General features: G+C 55.8%; 14 protein-coding genes. 10 read left to right on the top strand and 4 right to left on the bottom strand.

Annotated features, from left to right (window positions below):
* Position 1: 1 nt before the first annotated feature.
* Positions 2-682 (bottom strand): HD domain-containing protein, encoded by a 681-nt coding sequence (locus tag JMJ16_RS36925; protein WP_201389751.1) that lies wholly within the window; start codon positions 680-682, stop codon positions 2-4.
* 184 nt (positions 683-866) lie between these two features.
* Here JMJ16_RS36925 and JMJ16_RS36930 point away from each other — a divergent pair, with 184 nt between their 5' ends.
* Positions 867-1,667 carry a response regulator transcription factor gene (locus JMJ16_RS36930; RefSeq protein WP_201389752.1) on the top strand — a complete coding sequence of 267 codons (801 nt, stop codon included), beginning with the start codon at positions 867-869 and terminating at the stop codon, positions 1,665-1,667.
* A gap of 41 nt (positions 1,668-1,708) precedes the next feature.
* Here JMJ16_RS36930 and JMJ16_RS36935 read toward each other — a convergent pair whose 3' ends face one another.
* Complete coding sequence (locus tag JMJ16_RS36935; protein WP_201389753.1) at positions 1,709-3,328, bottom strand: response regulator transcription factor family protein; 1,620 nt, start codon at positions 3,326-3,328, stop codon at positions 1,709-1,711.
* 862 nt (positions 3,329-4,190) lie between these two features.
* On the opposite strand from JMJ16_RS36935, the gene JMJ16_RS36940 reads away from it, so the two are divergent.
* Together JMJ16_RS36940 and JMJ16_RS36945 are read left to right on the top strand one after the other, a co-directional pair.
* Positions 4,191-6,731, top strand: a complete 2,541-nt coding sequence (locus JMJ16_RS36940) for a ribonucleoside-diphosphate reductase subunit alpha (RefSeq protein WP_201389754.1) — start codon at positions 4,191-4,193, stop codon at positions 6,729-6,731.
* Positions 6,732-6,916: 185 nt separating this feature from the next.
* A complete protein-coding gene (locus tag JMJ16_RS36945; RefSeq protein ID WP_201381249.1) occupies positions 6,917-7,984 on the top strand; it encodes a ribonucleotide-diphosphate reductase subunit beta in 1,068 nt (355 codons plus the stop codon).
* A 117-nt stretch (positions 7,985-8,101) separates the two neighbouring features.
* Here the strand turns inward: JMJ16_RS36945 and JMJ16_RS36950 are convergent, their stop codons facing one another.
* Positions 8,102-8,371, bottom strand: a complete 270-nt coding sequence (locus JMJ16_RS36950; RefSeq protein ID WP_201389755.1) for a hypothetical protein — start codon at positions 8,369-8,371, stop codon at positions 8,102-8,104.
* 367 nt (positions 8,372-8,738) lie between these two features.
* On the opposite strand from JMJ16_RS36950, the gene JMJ16_RS36955 reads away from it, so the two are divergent.
* The 4 genes from JMJ16_RS36955 (at position 8,739) to pcaF (ending at position 12,709) form a co-directional block, all read left to right on the top strand.
* Positions 8,739-9,653, top strand: a complete 915-nt coding sequence (locus JMJ16_RS36955; protein WP_201389756.1) for a CoA transferase subunit A — start codon at positions 8,739-8,741, stop codon at positions 9,651-9,653.
* A 56-nt stretch (positions 9,654-9,709) separates the two neighbouring features.
* Positions 9,710-10,495, top strand: a complete 786-nt coding sequence (locus tag JMJ16_RS36960) for a CoA-transferase subunit beta (protein ID WP_236601882.1) — start codon at positions 9,710-9,712, stop codon at positions 10,493-10,495.
* A 147-nt stretch (positions 10,496-10,642) separates the two neighbouring features.
* Positions 10,643-11,419, top strand: a complete 777-nt coding sequence (locus tag JMJ16_RS36965; RefSeq protein ID WP_201389757.1) for an enoyl-CoA hydratase-related protein — start codon at positions 10,643-10,645, stop codon at positions 11,417-11,419.
* A gap of 93 nt (positions 11,420-11,512) precedes the next feature.
* The gene (gene pcaF, locus JMJ16_RS36970; RefSeq protein WP_201389758.1) at positions 11,513-12,709 is read left to right on the top strand and encodes a 3-oxoadipyl-CoA thiolase; all 1,197 of its coding nucleotides are present in this window, start codon (positions 11,513-11,515) and stop codon (positions 12,707-12,709) included.
* A gap of 122 nt (positions 12,710-12,831) precedes the next feature.
* Here pcaF and JMJ16_RS36975 read toward each other — a convergent pair whose 3' ends face one another.
* Positions 12,832-13,314, bottom strand: coding sequence for an NUDIX pyrophosphatase (locus JMJ16_RS36975; RefSeq protein ID WP_201389760.1), 483 nt, complete (start codon positions 13,312-13,314; stop codon positions 12,832-12,834).
* Positions 13,315-13,605: 291 nt separating this feature from the next.
* Between JMJ16_RS36975 and JMJ16_RS36980 the strand changes: the two genes are divergently transcribed.
* From JMJ16_RS36980 to rny, 3 genes are all read left to right on the top strand, one after another.
* Positions 13,606-14,898 (top strand): mannosyltransferase family protein, encoded by a 1,293-nt coding sequence (locus JMJ16_RS36980; RefSeq protein WP_201389761.1) that lies wholly within the window; start codon positions 13,606-13,608, stop codon positions 14,896-14,898.
* Positions 14,899-15,351: 453 nt separating this feature from the next.
* The gene (locus JMJ16_RS36985; RefSeq protein ID WP_201389762.1) at positions 15,352-15,579 is read left to right on the top strand and encodes a hypothetical protein; all 228 of its coding nucleotides are present in this window, start codon (positions 15,352-15,354) and stop codon (positions 15,577-15,579) included.
* Positions 15,580-15,585: 6 nt separating this feature from the next.
* Positions 15,586-17,142, top strand: coding sequence for a ribonuclease Y (gene rny, locus JMJ16_RS36990; RefSeq protein ID WP_201370491.1), 1,557 nt, complete (start codon positions 15,586-15,588; stop codon positions 17,140-17,142).
* The last annotated feature ends 68 nt before the right edge of the window (positions 17,143-17,210 follow it).

Here is a 17,210-nt window from a genome sequence, read left to right on the forward strand (position 1 = left end):
GCTAGAACAACTCCAATTCTTTGCGAAATTCATCGAGATACTGCTCCATAAACTGAGTGCGCCTCCAGGCCAGGGCGCGACCAGTCTCCGTCTGCATAGTCTCCATCAATTGAAGCAACTTCTTGTAAAAATGATCCAGCATATAGTGTTTATCATCCAGTTCATGCCGCTGGCCAAAGGGATCAGTTGGGTGATAGGCAACGGTCTCGCCTTCCCTGCCATGACGGACCGCGCCAGTAACAGCCCAGCGCATGACGCCAATCGCTCCCAGCCCATCCAGGCGGTCGGCATCGCGTACGATCTTTGCCTCTAGCGTCTGCGGCTCAACTTTGCGGCTAAAACTATGCGCGATGATAGCATGCTCAATGGCCTGCTGGCGTTCCTCAGCGAGGGCCTGGCGCTGCATCACATCGCGTGCCATCGACACAGAGAGATCGGCATGGTGCCCACTGATGTCATGTGGCGCAGCACGCCCCAGATCATGCATCAGCGCCGCCATCTCGACCACAAACAGGTCGCATGGCTCGCGCCGCACCTCGCGCTCGCCAATATAGCGCGCCAGCTTATAGACGCGCTCGATATGGTCCCAACCATGAGCCAGGTCGTGAACCTGCGTGAAGTGCTCTTTGACCTCAGCGTATACCGCCTCTACAATCGCCTGCTCTGCCAAATCTAAATTCATAAAACTTCTCCGAAACAAAAATCCCTCAAATGAGTGATGCCGTATTTCGCTTGCTTGGTATACTACAGAAAGAATTATCCGCATTGTAGCCAATCAACCCAAACAACCATCTCGCCAAAGAAAGCTTCTGCATGTAATATAGTGTGCCTCTTAGGATAGAGACGCTAGGAAGTATACCATAGCCATGACTGAGCGACCCTCGCCATTACCCCGTGAATCCCCAGAAGATCATATCGATAGTCCCTATCTCCCAAAGCAGGGAGGGGGTGAGGGGGAGAGACATGAGCAGAGAGGAGCAAGCACTATTACGGTCTTGCTGGTGGATGATCATGCTCTTTTCCGCGAGGGTGTGCATCACCTGCTAGGGCTGGAAGAGGATATCCAGGTAGTGGGAGAGGCCGGAGATGGCCTTGAGGCCCTGCAAAAGATTCGCCAGCTTCAGCCTGATATCGTGCTTATGGACATCCTGATGCCTATAGTTGATGGTGTCACCCTGACGCGCCAGGTTGTACAGGAGTTTCCGACAGTGGGCGTCATTATGCTCACCATGTATCGCCAGAGCCAGCAAATGCTCCAGGCCATGAAGAATGGTGCTCGCGGCTACATCCTCAAGTCGGCCTCTGCGCACGAGGTAGCTGAAACCATTCGTACCGTCTATAACGAGGGGCTTTCCATCCAACCAGAGATGACGCGTGCCATCGTAGGCGAGTTTCGCCGCCTGGCCGATACTACCAGCAGTAACCAGGGCACGGACCTGCTCACGGAGAAAGAGCTGGAGATTATCCGCTATGTCGCCGCGGGCTTGAGCAACAAGGAGATCGCTGAACGGCTCTCCTACTCAGAGAAGACAGTGAAAAACTATCTCTCAATTATCTTCCAGAAGCTCCACTTGCGCGACCGCACCCAGGTCGCTATTTTTGCCCTGCGTCAGGGGCTGCTAACAGATGAAGAGATGGCACCCCGAGCCTTGCGCGAGCAATCCTAGAGTGGGGCACGACGCTGCTAAAGCACGCGTCGGTCCATCGACTAGATCAGGCCATACTTTATGGCAAGCGCGACCGCCTGGGTGCGATCTCTGGCCTGGAGCTTCTGCATGATGTGGTGAATATGCGTTTTGACGGTCTCAATGCTGATCAGTAGATGGCTAGCAATTGCACGATTTGTCAGGCCCTCGCTCATCAGGCGTAGAACCTCCCGCTCGCGCTCAGTAAGTTCCAGGCGAAGTGTGAATATAAAGCTCTGCTGCTCTAGCTGCATGGGTAGCTCGGTGGTGATGGTGTGCCGTAGGTCCTCCACACACTCGCGCAAGACCGCGCCTACGCGATCCAAATCCTCGGATAGGGTGTGCCAGAACGCGCTCTCGACATACTCCGGGGACTTCAATAGACGCCTCTGTGCATACTCTAATTTGAGCAGAGCTAGCGTCAATTGCTGCGCGGGGCCATCATGAATATCGCGCGCGAGGCGGTTGCGCTCTTCTAGCATACTCTCACGCTGAATGGTCGCATGCGCCTCGCGGTCACACAGGAGCAGTACCGCGACTCGCGCCATGTATGACAGTACAAGCCGGGTCTCGAGAGGGGGCATGGAGTGAGAGAGCCTGAAGAGAGCGACCCCGGCCAGCCCTGGCTCATGGCTCAGCGGCAGGATCAGTAGAACGCCATCTTCGATATGAAGTGCGATCATTGTCTCTCCTGGCTCGCGCTGAGCCAGTTCTTCCAGCATTCCGGGCTCAGGAAGGCGTCGCAATAGCTCCTCAGCATCACCCGCTTCCTGTTTTCCCGCCAGGGAGAAACGTTGTTGTTCCGCCTGGTAGAGAAAGAGCCAGGCTTGCTTGGCGCCAATGAGATCGCTCATCTGCTCCATCAGCAACGAATATAAGGCATCATCCTCAACCTTGTACTCACCTATCAGCATTACCTCGTAGAGCCTGCTGAGACTGGTTGCGAGGGCGGGAGTGTTCCCCTGATGCAACCCCGCATCAATAGACCTCGCCAGGGAGTTCTCAGCGGGTACTGTGCGTGGGTTTGTCTGGGTTTTCTGGTCCTTTGTCGCGGACGTATCCACTCCGGCGCGCTGCTCCATCTCTTGCAATGCAACTGTCTCCTGGCGCCCACCCTCGCCAGTGTCAATCAATGATAACTCATCCATCACACTCTCCTCCTCCTGTGCGAGCGAGAGATAAGCCGGTAGCAACGAGACATAGACGTCTAGTGCCTCCATCCCTTCACGACCTTGCGGACCTGTATCTCTGGGGGCCAGTAATATAACCCCTTGATCCGCCTCACTACGCTTACTTGAGCGTAAACTATGCAGGCGAATAGACGCGTCTCTTTCAATCCATGCCAGTTCCTGTGAGTTCAGGTACTGCCTGCTTTCCTGGGTGGGGAGCAGGAGCCATCCCTGCTGGGCCTGGGCCATGCTTAGTCCCCCACCACCTGGAATGAGGGGGGGCGCTCCTGGTGGGTACGCGCCACTATACCCACGCAATACAAAAGCATGTGCGCCAGGTACATAGAGAAATAAGGCAGCCAGGAGCGCCCCGCTACACTGGCGGACTTCGTCTAGCAGTAACTGGCGCCTTTCAGCTGGTTTTTTCTCATTCTGTAGCTGCATGATAAAGCGCACGAGACGCTCAGAGGTCACCGCTTTGTCCCTTCGACATATGGTGTACACGGCCATGCCCCTGTCTCTATCATACCCGCCACCGCCAATGCCCAGGCAACGCTATAATAGGCCCCTTAGCCCTGGCTAAAGATATTATTTTACCGGCAACAGTAATGCCACGGGCTGAATCGCCCCCTGGTTCAAAAGCATGCCCGTTCATCCACGATGTGGTAGTACCTCTTTGCTGGAGGGCGTAGTACCTTCGCCTCCTCATGCTCCAGGTTCTGAACCCAGGCTTGTCCTGGCCGCGTGTAGGTGATAAGACATTCTATTGTGGCCTTCGGTATCGCGGTCTTTTTAGGGCCAAGAACAGCCAGAGAAGCGCTTATAGCCCTTCCGGTAGAAGATTTGTATGGCAAAGCTTAGAGTATGAGGTCGTCCCTGGCGAGAAAACCACTATATGTTGTTTCTGAGCGTGCACCTCGACACAACATGTTGAGAATTCGGTCCCATACGGTCTTGACTTCTCCCAAGCCTTATGGTAGTGTAATACCACGCGGAAATAAAAGATACAGAACCCAACACGCCGCGAGCTAGCCAATAAAAGCGATAAAAAGACTGTATATAAGAAAAACGGTTAACACGGGTTGGCTGGCACAGACACAATCTATTGGGAACAATTACCATTTTCATACAAGTGAAAACACTTTCACCCTGGCGTTTTAACTGGTGAGACTGAGAACGTATATTTAGAGTTTTCTAGAGCTTTCCGCCTTTCGCGAGGCATTGCTAGCAGTCAGAACACACGCGTCTGACTGTTCTCTATGTCGTTCCTCTTTCTCAAGCCTGATCCGGCTGTGGACAGGCTTTTTTGATTGTATTTTATAAGAGGTATTAGTCCATGTCTCAAGTATCAGATACATTTGAATTAAATACGGCAAGCAATTCCGAGCAGGGTAGCACCTCTACCGGGGCGACCAGTCCCTCCGACTCTCAAGCAGTACGACGTATTCTCGAAGAAGTTTGTCAGGGCTTTGGACCCGAGGTCAATGTTGATCAATTATTCCAATCTGTAAATGCTACCACGTATGCTGGTATCTCTGATGCGGAGCTGTGGCAGGCACTGATTATGGCGACCCGCACGAATATCGAGTTCGAGCCAGCCTACACTTTTGTCGCTGCCCGTCTCCTGTTGATCAGCCTCTACAATGAGGCCCTCTCTACGACTCAGGCCACACGTGTTGGACTCAATGACGCGGCCAGTATCTATAAAAACTATCTCTCAGACTATGTTGAATTTGGTGTGAGCAAGGGCTATCTCGACCCACGCTTTCAAGAGTATGACCTGGTTGAACTGGCCTCGGCCATCCATCCTGAGCGCGACCAACTCTTCGCTTACCAGGGTTTGCAGATCCTTTATGATCGCTACTTCCTCCAGGACAACAATCGCCGCTTCGAGCTGCCACAGCTGCTCTGGATGCGCGTCGCGATGGGCCTGGCCTTTAACGAAGAGCATAAAGAAGCTCGTGCCATCGAGTTCTACGAACTGCTCTCCCAGTTCTACTTCACCTCGGCGACGCCAACCCTCTTTAACGCTGGTACGGCCCATCCACAGCTCTCATCCTGCTACCTGACGACGGTAGACGATGACCTGTTCCATATCTTCAAGTGCATCCAGGATAACGCCCTGCTCTCCAAGTGGGCTGGTGGCCTGGGTAACGACTGGACGCGCGTTCGCGCTCTGGGCGCACACATCAAGGGTACCAATGGCATCAGCCAGGGCATCATCCCCTTCCTCAAGGTCGTCAATGATACCGCGGTGGCCGTCAACCAGGGCGGCAAGCGCAAAGGCGCGGTCTGTGCCTACATTGAGAACTGGCACCTGGACATCGAGGAGTTCCTCGACCTGCGCAAGAACACGGGCGATGATCGCCGCCGCACACATGATATGCATACCGCGTGCTGGATCTCCGATCTCTTCATGAAGCGCGTCGAGCGCAACGAGCAATGGACGCTCTTTAGTCCGGACGTGGTCTCCGATCTGCATGACCTCTATGGCAAGGCCTTCGAGCAGCGCTACGAGGAGTACGAGCGCATGGTTGAGGCAGGCCAGATCACACACTACCGCCGCGTCTCGGCTCTCGACCTCTGGCGCAAGATGCTGACCCGCCTCTTCGAGACCGGTCATCCCTGGATCACGTTTAAGGATCCTTCCAACGTACGCTCGCCCCAGGATCACGCCGGCGTCGTGCATAGCAGCAACCTCTGCACCGAAATTCTGCTCAACACCTCGAACGACGAGACCGCCGTGTGTAACCTGGGTTCGATTAACCTGGCAGCGCACATCATCGATGGCAAGCTCAATCATGAGCGCTTGCAGAAGACCGTCCGTACAGCGGTTCGCATGCTCGATGACGTGATCAATATTAATTACTATCCAACCGATGAGGCGCGCAATGCCAATCTGCGTCACCGCCCCGTTGGCCTGGGCCTGATGGCCTTCCAGGACGCGCTCTACAAACTGGGCGTGAGCTATGCCAGCGAGGCCGCCGTCGAGTTCGCCGACCGCAGCATGGAGGCCATCTCCTACTACGCCATCCTGGCCTCAAGCGAGCTGGCCGCCGAGCGTGGCACCTATGGCAGCTATCAGGGTTCGAAGTGGGATCGCGGCATCCTGCCTATCGATAGCATTGCCATCCTGGAGGAGGAACGCGGTCAGAAGGTCGACATGGACCGCAGCATGACCCTGAATTGGGATAAAGTGCGCACGGCTGTAAAGCAGAATGGTATGCGCAATAGCAATGTCATGGCGATTGCTCCGACCGCAACCATCTCTTCCATCGTTGGCGTCAGCCAGTCGATTGAGCCTAGCTACAAGAACCTCTACGTCAAGAGCAACCTCTCGGGCGAGTTCACGATCATCAATTCCTTCCTGGTTGACGATCTCAAGCGCCTGGAGATCTGGGATCGCAATACGCTGGAAGCCCTCAAGTACTACGACGGCTCCTTACAAGAGATGACCTTCCTGCCGGAGGAGATTCGCCAGCGCTACCTGACCGCCTTTGATATCGAGCCACGCTGGCTCATCGCGTGCGCCAGCCGCCGACAGAAGTGGATCGACATGGGGCAGTCGATTGACCTCTACCTCTACAATCCCAGCGGCAAGAAGCTCAGTGATATGTACCAGCTAGCCTGGAACAGTGGCCTCAAGACCACGTACTACCTGCGTACCCTGGCCGCGACCCAGGTTGAGAAGTCGACCGTCGATATTAACCGCTTCGGCATTCAGCCTCGCTGGATGAAGAACAGCAGCCCATCGAGCAATATCCAGGTCGAGCGCGAGAATCAGGCCCAGCAGCCTAAGTCCACTCCTATTCCCCTGGAACTGAGCGGCGAGGGCGCGGTCTGCAATCTCGGCGATGACTGCGAAGCCTGCCAGTAACACTCACACAAATTGTAGGGTCCATGCAAGCATGGACTCTAACGCAACCCAAGCGAGATATCCACTAGATGAGTTACGTCTCGCAGGGCGACGCTTTGAGTCCATGCTTGCATAGACCCTACAGATCTCCGCACCATTTAGCGGTTAAACCGATTATATATAACATAAGGAGCTTCGTAGAGAACATGAGCATATCCTTTGACGATACCCCTATCACACCTACCAATACCACCCCCGCCAGCGAGCAGCAGGCCCAGAAGAAACGCCTAATCAATGGCTGGCACGTTGATGTCAACCAGCTCATGCCCCTCAAGTATCGCTGGGCCTGGGAACACTATCTCAACGGCTGCGCCAATCACTGGATGCCCACCGAAGTTCCCATGACCAAGGATATCGAGACCTGGCGCTCCAATAAGCTGACCTCCGGCGAGCGCCTCGTCATCATGCGCAACCTGGGCTTCTTCGCCACCGCCGAGAGCCTGGTCGGCAATAATCTCGTGCTCGCGATCTTCAAACACATTACGAACGCCGAGTGCCGTCAGTATCTGCTACGCCAGGCCTTCGAGGAGGCGATCCACACGCATACCTTCCTCTACATTGTGGAGAGCCTGGGCCTGAGCGAGCGCGAAGTCTTCAATATGTACCACGAAATCCCCTCGATCAAGGAGAAGGACGAGTTTGAGATGCAGCTGACTTCAGCGGTGCTCGATCCCGATTTCTCGACCGAGACCTTTGAGGGCATGCAGAAGTTCCTGCAAAACTTGATCGGCTACTATATCATCATGGAGGGTATCTTCTTCTACAGTGGCTTCGTGATGATGCTCTCGTTCCATCGCCGCAACCTTATGACTGGCGTGGGCGAGCAATTCCAGTATATTCTGCGCGATGAGACTATCCACCTCAACTTCGGCATCGACCTGATCAATGGCATCAAGGCTGAGAATCCCGAACTGTGGACTGCCGAGTTCCAGGCGCATATCTATGACCTGATCAAGCGTGCCGTGGAGCTGGAGATCGCCTATGCCTATGACTGCTTGCCCAATGGCATCCTCGGCCTGAACGCCGAGTCCTTCCGCAGCTATGTTCAGCACGTCGCCGACCGCCGCCTTGAGCGCATCGGCCTCGCGCCCATCTTCCATTCGTCTCACCCCTTCCCCTGGATGAGCGAGACCATGGACCTGAGCAAAGAGAAGAATTTCTTCGAGACCCGCGTCACCGAGTACCAGGCCGCCTCAACACTCGAGTGGGAATAGACGCGGCATAGCCAGAGAGGACAACCTGGAACGGCTCTCGTTCCAGGTTGTCCTCTTTTATCTACCAGTAACGTTTATCTATGGATGACGCTTTCCAGGGCGTTTCGTAAGCTCGTCCTACGCCTGCTCAGCGACCTGCACATCCTCATCCCAGCGCATCAGCCTCACCACTTTCCCCTTGAGGAAGGTCAGCGCGCCCCCCGCCAGAACCAGCACCACACCCAGAACCAACACGACCATCTGCGCCAGGTCCAGGCTCGTATTTCCCACATGCACTGTTGGGCGGAGCATATTCGCGCCCAGTGCCACAGCCGCAATCAACATACCAAACACAAACGACGACAGGCCGAGAGCGGACAGGACATTCTTTGGCTGCTGGTTCTTCATTGCTGTTTCTCCTCGCACATACTTTCGATGACCAACACATCGCTACAGGTACAACTATACCGTCCCATTCCCCCAGGCACATGGGACATTTGCACCATTTCTCCGCCTCCTCCATCCACACACTCATCTATTCTTTCTGTCGCGCTTAAAAACGGTAAAGCTGAGGCATCCAATTTTCCTCTCTCACTCTTTTAGACGCTTTCTACACCCATTTTTAGGACAAGAATTATGTAAGTGTAAAAATTGAACACAATATTTCATACAAAGCGTAATGTGGTAGGATAAGAGCGTGTGCTTGAATACTTGTGGTAGTGGCAATGGTGCCCTATCGTGTCTCCCTGCATTAGCTTCGATGGAGAACAAGCGTATGAGCAAACGTCTCTCAATGGCCGAAGCCGTAGCGCGCTACATTCCCGATGGAGCTTCCGTAGCTCTCGGTCTGGCCCTCGAACCCCTCATTCCCTTTGCCGTCGGACACGAGATCATTCGCCAGCGTCGCCAGAACCTGGCACTCATTGGCCCCATCTCCGATATCCTCTTTGACCAGTTAATCGGCGCAGGCTGCGTCAGCACAATCCAGGCTGCCTGGGTCGGTAATGTGAGCGAGGGCCTGGGCCACTGCTATCGCCGCGCTGTAGAGAAACAGCTTCCCCATTCCATCCATGTTGAAGAATATAGCAATCATACCATCGCTCTGGCCCTCCTGGCCGCCAGCGTCGGCTCGCCCTACATACCCACGCGCACCCTACTGGGAAGCGATATTCCCCGCCAGAACCCGCGCCTGCGCGTTGAACGCTCACCCCTGGATGAGGCCCCCATCCTGCTTGTACCTGCGCTCCAGCCAGATGTGGCCGTCGTACATGTGCAACGCAGCGACGAGGAGGGCAATGCCCACGCCTGGGGAAATCTCGGTATCTGTGCAAGCGCCTTTCTGGCCGCACACGATGTAATTATCGTCGCCGATGACCTCGTCTCACGCGAGACTATTTTGAGCGATCCCAACCGCGTGCTTGGCCCATCCTACAAGGTTCGCGCCGTGGTGCATGAACCTTGGGGAGCACATCCCTCCTCGGTCCAGGGCTGCTACAATCGCGATCACGCCTTCTATCATGAGTATCACCAGCGCACCCGCACCCAGGAGGGCTTCCAGCAATGGTTGGAGGAATGGGTCCTGAACGTCCCTAACCGCGCTACCTACCTCGCACGCCTGGGAGAAGACCGCATGCGTACCCTGAAAATCAGAGAACATCGCTACGCCTCCCCCGTCGACTATGGTTATTAAATACTTGGTAGGGTCCATGCTTAAGGCCCACTTTCGAGTGCAGAAAGGCAATCCATATGGCAAGAGAATATAGCGAGCGCGAACTGATGGTCGTATGCGCGGCACGCCAGATCCGCGATCATGAACTGGTCTTCGTCGGGATGCGCCTCCCTCTATTGGCCTTTGCCCTGGCGAAACGCACGCATGCCCCCAACTGCATTGGCCTCTTTGAGTGTGGCATCGTGCGCGATACGCCCGCGCCCGAACTGCTCTACACCATGGGCGATGCCCCTAACATCACTGGTGCGCTCTGGACGACGGATATGGTCAATGTCCTGGGTTCGCTGGCGGCAGGCGACGTTCAGCTTGGCTTCATTGGCGGGGCGGAGATTGACCGCTATGGGAATCTCAACACCTCGCTCATTGGCGACTGGCAGCAGCCACGCGTGCGCCTCCCTGGCAGCGGGGGCGGAGCCGATATCGCCTCGCTCGCCCACCGCCTGGCGATCATCATGCCCCATGAACGCCATCGCCTGCGTGAGCGCGTCGATTTTGTGACCAGCCCCGGCTATGGCTATCCCGATGCAGAGGGCCCCGCGGGTAGCGCCTGGCGACGCAGGGTCGGCCTGCCCCGTGGAGGCCCCGCCGCGCTCATCACCACCCTGGGGCTCTTCACCTTCGATCCAGATAACGGCGAGGCCTTGCTACAATCCTACCATCCAGGCACCTCTATTGAGGAAGTACAGGAACAGACCGGCTGGCCGCTGCGCCTCGCGCCCGACTGCCGCGAGACGCCACCACCCAGCCCCGAGGAACTACACATCATCCGCGAATGCGATCCCCAGGGCGTCTGGACCCGTTAGAGCCACGTGCTGTAGCAGCGTCGCGTCCCTCATGGATGATATACTACAAGCAGAATATTTCTGGCACATAGACCCTTTTTGAGGGGCATATGAGGGCCATGCAGCGTCCCCCGCCCCTCGTTCTCTAGCAAGCATCTAAGGAGAGTTATGACAGAATATCAGTATATCCTCATTGAACGTGACGAGCGCGTCGGGATTGTGACCCTGAACCGTCCTAAAGAATTGAATGCGCTCAATTTCCAGCTTGTAAATGAATTGGCTGACGCGTTGGAGGAGTTTGATCGCGACGAGGCGATTCGCTGTATCGTCATTACGGGCTCGGGCGAGAAGGCCTTCGCCGCGGGCGCCGATATCAAGGAGATGTCCGACAAGTCGCCCATCGATATGATGCTGAGCGCCTTCGACGGCTGGCAGCGTATCAAGCGCGTGCATACGCCGCTCATCGCCGCCGTTGGTGGCTACGCCCTGGGCGGCGGCTGCGAGCTGGCAATGCTCTGCGATATGATCATCGCCTCGGAGAACGCGCGCTTTGGCCAGCCTGAGATCCTCATTGGCGTTATCCCCGGCGCGGGTGGCACACAGCGCCTGGCGCGTACTCTCGGCAAGTACCGCGCCATGGAGATGGTGCTGACAGGCGCGCAGATTCCCGCGCAAGAACTGGCCGACCTGGGCCTGGTCAACCGCATCGTGCCCAAGGGCGAACACCTGAAAGCCGCTCTTGAGCTGGCGAAGAAGGTGGCTCAGCAGGCTCCTGTTGCCGCACGCCTGGCGAAGGAGTCGGTGCTCTTCGCCTTTGAGACGCCGCTGGAAGATGGGCTGGAGATCGAGCGCAAAAACTTCTTCTTGCTCTTCGCGACCGAGGATATGCGTGAGGGCATGCACGCCTTTATTGAGAAGCGCCAGGCCGAGTTCAAAGGCAGGTAGTGCCTCTCGAAAACCTGAGCGCGTGAGCGCTAGCCGCGTGAGCGGGCGCTGCGCCCCCGAATGGGGCTTGGTTTTCGTCTAAGGAGATAACACATGGAAGACGCGGTTATTCTCTCGGCAGTTCGTACGCCCATCGGGCGCTATGGTGGTATCCTCAAAGATGTACGCCCAGATGATCTGGGCGCCCTGGTCATTCAGGAGGCGCTCAGGCGAGCGCAGGTTGATCCAGCCAGCGTGGAAGATGTGATCTTTGGCTGCGCAAACCAGGCTGGCGAGGATAACCGCAACGTCGCTCGCATGTCGCTGCTCCTGGCGGGCCTCCCTATCACAGTGGCTGGTCAGACGGTAAACCGCCTCTGCGGCTCGGGACTCCAGGCGCTAAATAGCGCCGCCCAGGCCATTCAAACCGGGGCGGGCGATACCTTTATAGCTGGCGGGGTGGAGAGCATGACGCGCGCCCCCTTCGTCATGGGCAAGAGCGACAACGCCTTTGGTCGTGCTCAGAAGCTTGAGGATACAACGCTCGGCTGGCGCTTTGTCAACCCCAAACTGTCCAAGTTGTATCATCCCTATAGCATGGGCGAGACCGCCGAGAACGTTGCCGAGCGCTACCAGATCAGCCGCGAGGCGCAGGACGCCTATGCCCTACGCAGTCACCAGCGCGCCGTCGCCGCTCAGCAGTCAGGAAAGTTTGCCCAGGAGATCGTCGCGGTCGCGATCCCACAAAAGAAGGGCGAGGAGCTCAGCGTCTCCCAGGACGAGCATCCGCGCCCCGATACCTCGCTAGAGAAACTGGCGCGCCTGAAGCCAGTCTTCCGCCAGGGAGGCAGCGTGACAGCCGGAAACTCGGCTGGCATCAATGATGGGGCCGCGGCTCTGGTCGTGACCTCCGCCTCCCGTGCCAGGGAACTGGACCTGCGTCCACGGGCGCGCATCGTGGCGACAGCCGTCGCTGGCGTCGACCCGGCCTATATGGGCCTGGGACCCATTCCCGCAACCCGCAAAGCCCTGCAACGCGCAGGACTAACCATGCAGGACATCGACCAGGTCGAGCTGAACGAGGCCTTTGCCTGCCAGGTGCTACAATGCAGCCATGAGCTAGAGATCGACCAGGAGAGGCTCAACGTCAATGGCGGAGCCATCGCCCTCGGCCATCCACTAGGCTGTAGCGGCGCCCGCCTGGTCGTTACCCTGCTCCACGAGTTAGAGCGCAGTGGGGGACGCTATGGCCTCGCGACCATGTGTATCGGCGTTGGCCAGGGCATCGCAACCATTATTGAGCGCCTCTAAGCGCCTCTAAAAATAGGCTTCAAACACCAAGGAGGCACATCCCAAATTAACGGATGTGCCTCCTTTCTTGCTCCAGCGCAAATACGTTTCTGCTCATCCAGAGAAGCAAACAAAAGGAGCGTTTATTCAGCTTGGACCTCTTCGCCACGCAAAGCCGCCTCATAGGCCTCACGCAATTTGGGTACGGTCTCAAAATTACGCATGGTATCTGGATCGACCCAGCGCATATCTGTCGCCTCCCAGTCCGTCGTAATACTTTCGTCCTCGTTAACGGTAAAGAGGAAGGGATGCACATAGAAGTGACGCCCCAAATCCTGGTCGACATGTTCGACAATCCCACCGCGCCGCAACATATGCACCTGCTCACGTGCGAGTCCCGTCTCTTCAAGAATCTCGGTATATGCCTGCTGCTCAGGTGAGATCCCTACCTCGACAAATCCACTGATACCAGCCCAGCGACCATGATAGCTCCCCACCTGCTGACTTCTTCTCACCAGCAATAAGCGAGTATGCTCTTCATCACCCCTTTGGAGGAAACAGGTCACGACATGTGTTGGACGCAGTACCGAGCGTGGTACCGCCTTTTTTGAGCTCTGAACATTCATAGAACTTTGCACCTCATTGCGATATTCAGGTTACTTCTTCTCCGAAAATCTGAGCGCGAAGCGCTAGTCACGAAAGTGACGCCGCCTCCCCCGGATGGGGTTAGTTTTCGGAATAAAGGGTTAGGACGGTGACAGCTACAATTATTTTCCGCTATACTAACCACGTTACATACATCAACAAAATTTTTCTCGCGTGGAACTTTACAGATACTCCATCGCTGGATCGCTATATAGTTCCGCCACTACACCGAACGCATACAATTTTTAGCCGTGAGAGCAGGTATTCTACAAATGAGCATACAGCATACACCTTCAGCTATCACGACCGATAGCTCAGCCCCGGTCACGCGTAGTCCCCGCCAGGCATGGAACGAATTTCTCTCCCCCTGGTGGCAGGCGACGCGTAACATTCTCTTCTTATACATTATCACACGCCTGATTTTTCTACTACTCACCTATTTTGGGGGCGTCCTCTTCAATATCCCGAACTATTCGTACGATCATCTCTCTTTTAATACTATGCTTCATACCTGGTATCGCTGGGACGCCATTCGCTTTATCACCATCGCTACCAGTGGCTACACCAAGGTGCAGAACGCAGCCTTCTTTCCGCTCTATCCCGCACTTGTGGCCCTTACCAGTAAGATCATTCCGACCCATAGCATACTTGTCGCCAGCATGCTGGTCTCAAATGTAGCCACGCTCGGCATGATGGTTATGCTCTACCGCTTTGTGGAGATGGAGTTTAGTAGAGAGCTTGCGCAACGCACCGTCTTCTACCAGGCCATCTTCCCCACGGCGTTCTTCTTTTTTGCTGGCTATAACGAGTCGCTTTTTATCTTTTTGATGCTCGGCTGCTTTTATGCCCTGCGTCGGGGAGCCTGGTGGTTCGCGGGCGTCTTCGGCTTCCTGGCTGCAATGAGCCGCTCTATCGCGATCCTACTCTTTGTTATCTTCTTCTGTGAGTATGTGCGCCAGCGCTGGCCGGAGCTGCGCCCCAATCTGCGCCCAGTGCGTCCCGTGGCCCTGCTGAAACACATTCCACACCTATTGCCAGCACTCCTCATTCCACTGGGGCTTATTGTCTACATGCTTGGTCTGTATGTACGCCTGGGTGATCCTCTGGCCTTCTCGCATGCCCAGGTAGACTGGCGTACGGGCGCGGTCATTCCTGGAATGGCAATCTACCAATCCCTGCAACAGCTTGTCGTGCATAGTCCCTTGAGCTTCTCTACACCACATATCTTGATTGACCTGGGTACGTTTATAGCCTTCCTGGTCCTCTTCCTCCTGGCGATCTTTGGACGAGATCGCCTCCCACGCGATCAATGGCCGCTGCTAGTCTTCTGGGGCTGCGCCCTGCTTTACGCCATCCTCTGGCCAGGCGTTCCTGGCGCTCCTGGACAGGGCTACGATCCAATGCCTTCCACACAGCGCTTTGTGCTGGAACTCTTTATGGCCTTTATCATCCTTGCCCGCCTGGGAGAGCGCTCTCCTAAATTCCATCAAGCCTATCTGCTGCTCTCACTCCCTTTCCTCACCTTCCTGACCCTGCAATTTATGACAGGACATTGGACGGTATAATACAATCATCACGCATTGGCAGGATATTTGGTTACCTACAAAATCAGCCAGATATCCTGCTTGCTTGCCCGCTCCCCCCTTGCTCTCCGCCATATCCCCCATTTTTCAGCCTTGACGTAGCCTTCCCACTCTTATATAGTAGGCTAGGCGCATAATATACCTTCTGATATGGCCTGAGCGTGTGCATAGCCGCACGCTTAGTCGTATGGTTTGATGAACGCTTTCCCGCGCAAGCAGGCAAAAATAGAGTAGGATGCATTTGCGCTTTTTGCGCACTCTCCTCTCGCGAGGACATATACAGAATACCCTTGTTATCTTTTTTTAATGTATAATTCGGTTGTACGTTCCATCCGTTTGCAGAATGCCTTGAAAGCCCATCATTGAAGAACATCATATTAAGCGCTGCACCATTCCATATTGCATAGTGTTATGTTTCTTTTCATATGAGTGAACATGTTTAAGACACCTCGCCACTTCATGGCTCGGGGTTATGGGTGTGATGGTGGGCTGGCAGAGCTAGCCCACCATCACACCCATAACCCCGAGCGAAGTACCGCAGGTGCTGAGAACTGTTATGAAGGGAAGCTGACAGACAGTCCAAGCATGAATTACAAAGGGAATGGAACACTTATACTGCTATTCCAAGCCTATAATGGCCTGTTTACCACGACCGGGAGGTAGGCCGTCGTGTCACCACAAATAAGTTTGTTATTAGTAGCATTTTTGCTCATCATTGGCGTACTCATGGCCCTGTACTCTGGTTATCAATATGGGATAACTAAAAGTAAAGGACGCCATGAAACGAATCTACGCGAGCTTCGCGAGACCAGTGAACAGAAATTATTGGAAGTCCAAACCGAACAGCGGGAGGCGTTGCGGGAAGCACGCGAGGAGACCGCACGCTTTCGGGCGACCATAGAGAAAGAGAATGCGGAGCGCCGCTCTGAACTGCAACGCCAGGAGCGCCGTATTCTAACTAAAGAAGAGAACCTGGAGCGCAAGCTGGACAACCTGGAACTACGCGAGCGTAAACTCAATACGAAGGAGCGCGACCTGGAGCAGGCCCGCGACAAGATTGAGGAGCTCAAGCGCCAGCACCTGCTTGAACTTGAACGCCTGGCACAGATGACAGAGGAGGAGGCTCAGCAACTGCTCCTCTCGCGCATCGAGGCCCAGGTGCGTGTCCAGGCCGCCCAGCGCACGCGTCTGATCGAAGAGCAGGCGCGTGAGGAGGCCGAGTCCCGCGCACGCGAGATCATCACCCTGGCAATCCAGCGTTGTGCCTCCGACCAGGTAGCAGAGGCCGTTGTCTCCGTTGTGCCGCTTCCTAATGATGAGATGAAAGGGCGTATCATCGGACGTGAGGGCCGCAATATCCGCGCCCTGGAAGCCGCCACCGGGGTTGACCTGATCATTGATGATACCCCCGAGGCAGTCATTCTCTCGGGATTTGATCCCGTCAGGCGTGAAGTGGCCCGCCTCGCCCTGACCAAGCTCATCATTGATGGGCGTATTCACCCGGCACGCATTGAAGATGTCGTGGCCAAGGCCCGTCAGGAGGTGGATATCATCATCCGCGAGGCGGGTGAGAATGCCGCGCTGGAGGCCAATGTTCATGGCCTGCAACCAGAACTGCTCAAGATTCTGGGGCGCCTGCACTTCCGCACGAGCTATGGGCAGAACGTGCTGGCCCACTCGGTCGAGGTCTCGATTCTGGCTGCGACCATCGCGCATGAACTGGGCGCCGACGTCAATGTGTGTAAGGCTGCAGCCCTACTGCATGACATGGGCAAGGCCATTGACCAGGAGGTCGAGGGGCCACACGCCATCATCAGTGGCGAGGTCGCGCGGCGCTTCGGCAAGTCGCCGCGCATCGTGCATGCCATCGTTGCCCACCACGCCAGCGAGACCGAGCCTCAGACCCTCGAAGCAGCTATCGTGCAGGCCGCGGACGCCATCTCGGCGGCTCGCCCTGGCGCGCGCCGTGAGACGGTTGATCTCTACATCAAACGCCTGGAGGCACTTGAGCATATCGCCAATTCATTTACCGGAGTTGAGAAATCCTTCGCCATTCAGGCCGGGCGCGAGGTGCGCATTATCGTGAAACCTGAAGAGGTGGACGAGTACAGCGCCTCCCAGCTCGCCAGCGAGATCGCTCACAAAATTGAAGAGAGCCTTGATTATCCAGGCCAGATTAAAATCTGCGTCGTCCGCGAAACACGCGCGGTCGACTACGCCCGCTAAAGAAACATCTGGAGGTATGGGTGTGGGACAGAGGGTGTACTCGCACCCTCTGTCCCACACCCATACCT

Source organism: Ktedonobacter sp. SOSP1-52 (assembly GCF_016587395.1).

What these genes read in the sequence shown, in the direction of transcription:
- JMJ16_RS36945 (WP_201381249.1), top strand. Translation starts at nt 6,917, where the DNA reads ATGAGCATATCCTTTGACGATACCCCTATCACACCTACCAATACCACC.
- JMJ16_RS36965 (WP_201389757.1), top strand. Translation starts at nt 10,643, where the DNA reads ATGACAGAATATCAGTATATCCTCATTGAACGTGACGAGCGCGTCGGG.
- JMJ16_RS36925 (WP_201389751.1), bottom strand. Translation starts at nt 682, where the DNA reads ATGAATTTAGATTTGGCAGAGCAGGCGATTGTAGAGGCGGTATACGCT.
- JMJ16_RS36980 (WP_201389761.1), top strand. Translation starts at nt 13,606, where the DNA reads ATGAGCATACAGCATACACCTTCAGCTATCACGACCGATAGCTCAGCC.
- JMJ16_RS36960 (WP_236601882.1), top strand. Translation starts at nt 9,710, where the DNA reads ATGGCAAGAGAATATAGCGAGCGCGAACTGATGGTCGTATGCGCGGCA.
- JMJ16_RS36955 (WP_201389756.1), top strand. Translation starts at nt 8,739, where the DNA reads ATGAGCAAACGTCTCTCAATGGCCGAAGCCGTAGCGCGCTACATTCCC.
- JMJ16_RS36930 (WP_201389752.1), top strand. Translation starts at nt 867, where the DNA reads ATGACTGAGCGACCCTCGCCATTACCCCGTGAATCCCCAGAAGATCAT.
- JMJ16_RS36985 (WP_201389762.1), top strand. Translation starts at nt 15,352, where the DNA reads ATGTTTAAGACACCTCGCCACTTCATGGCTCGGGGTTATGGGTGTGAT.
- JMJ16_RS36940 (WP_201389754.1), top strand. Translation starts at nt 4,191, where the DNA reads ATGTCTCAAGTATCAGATACATTTGAATTAAATACGGCAAGCAATTCC.
- JMJ16_RS36975 (WP_201389760.1), bottom strand. Translation starts at nt 13,314, where the DNA reads ATGAATGTTCAGAGCTCAAAAAAGGCGGTACCACGCTCGGTACTGCGT.
- pcaF (WP_201389758.1), top strand. Translation starts at nt 11,513, where the DNA reads ATGGAAGACGCGGTTATTCTCTCGGCAGTTCGTACGCCCATCGGGCGC.
- JMJ16_RS36950 (WP_201389755.1), bottom strand. Translation starts at nt 8,371, where the DNA reads ATGAAGAACCAGCAGCCAAAGAATGTCCTGTCCGCTCTCGGCCTGTCG.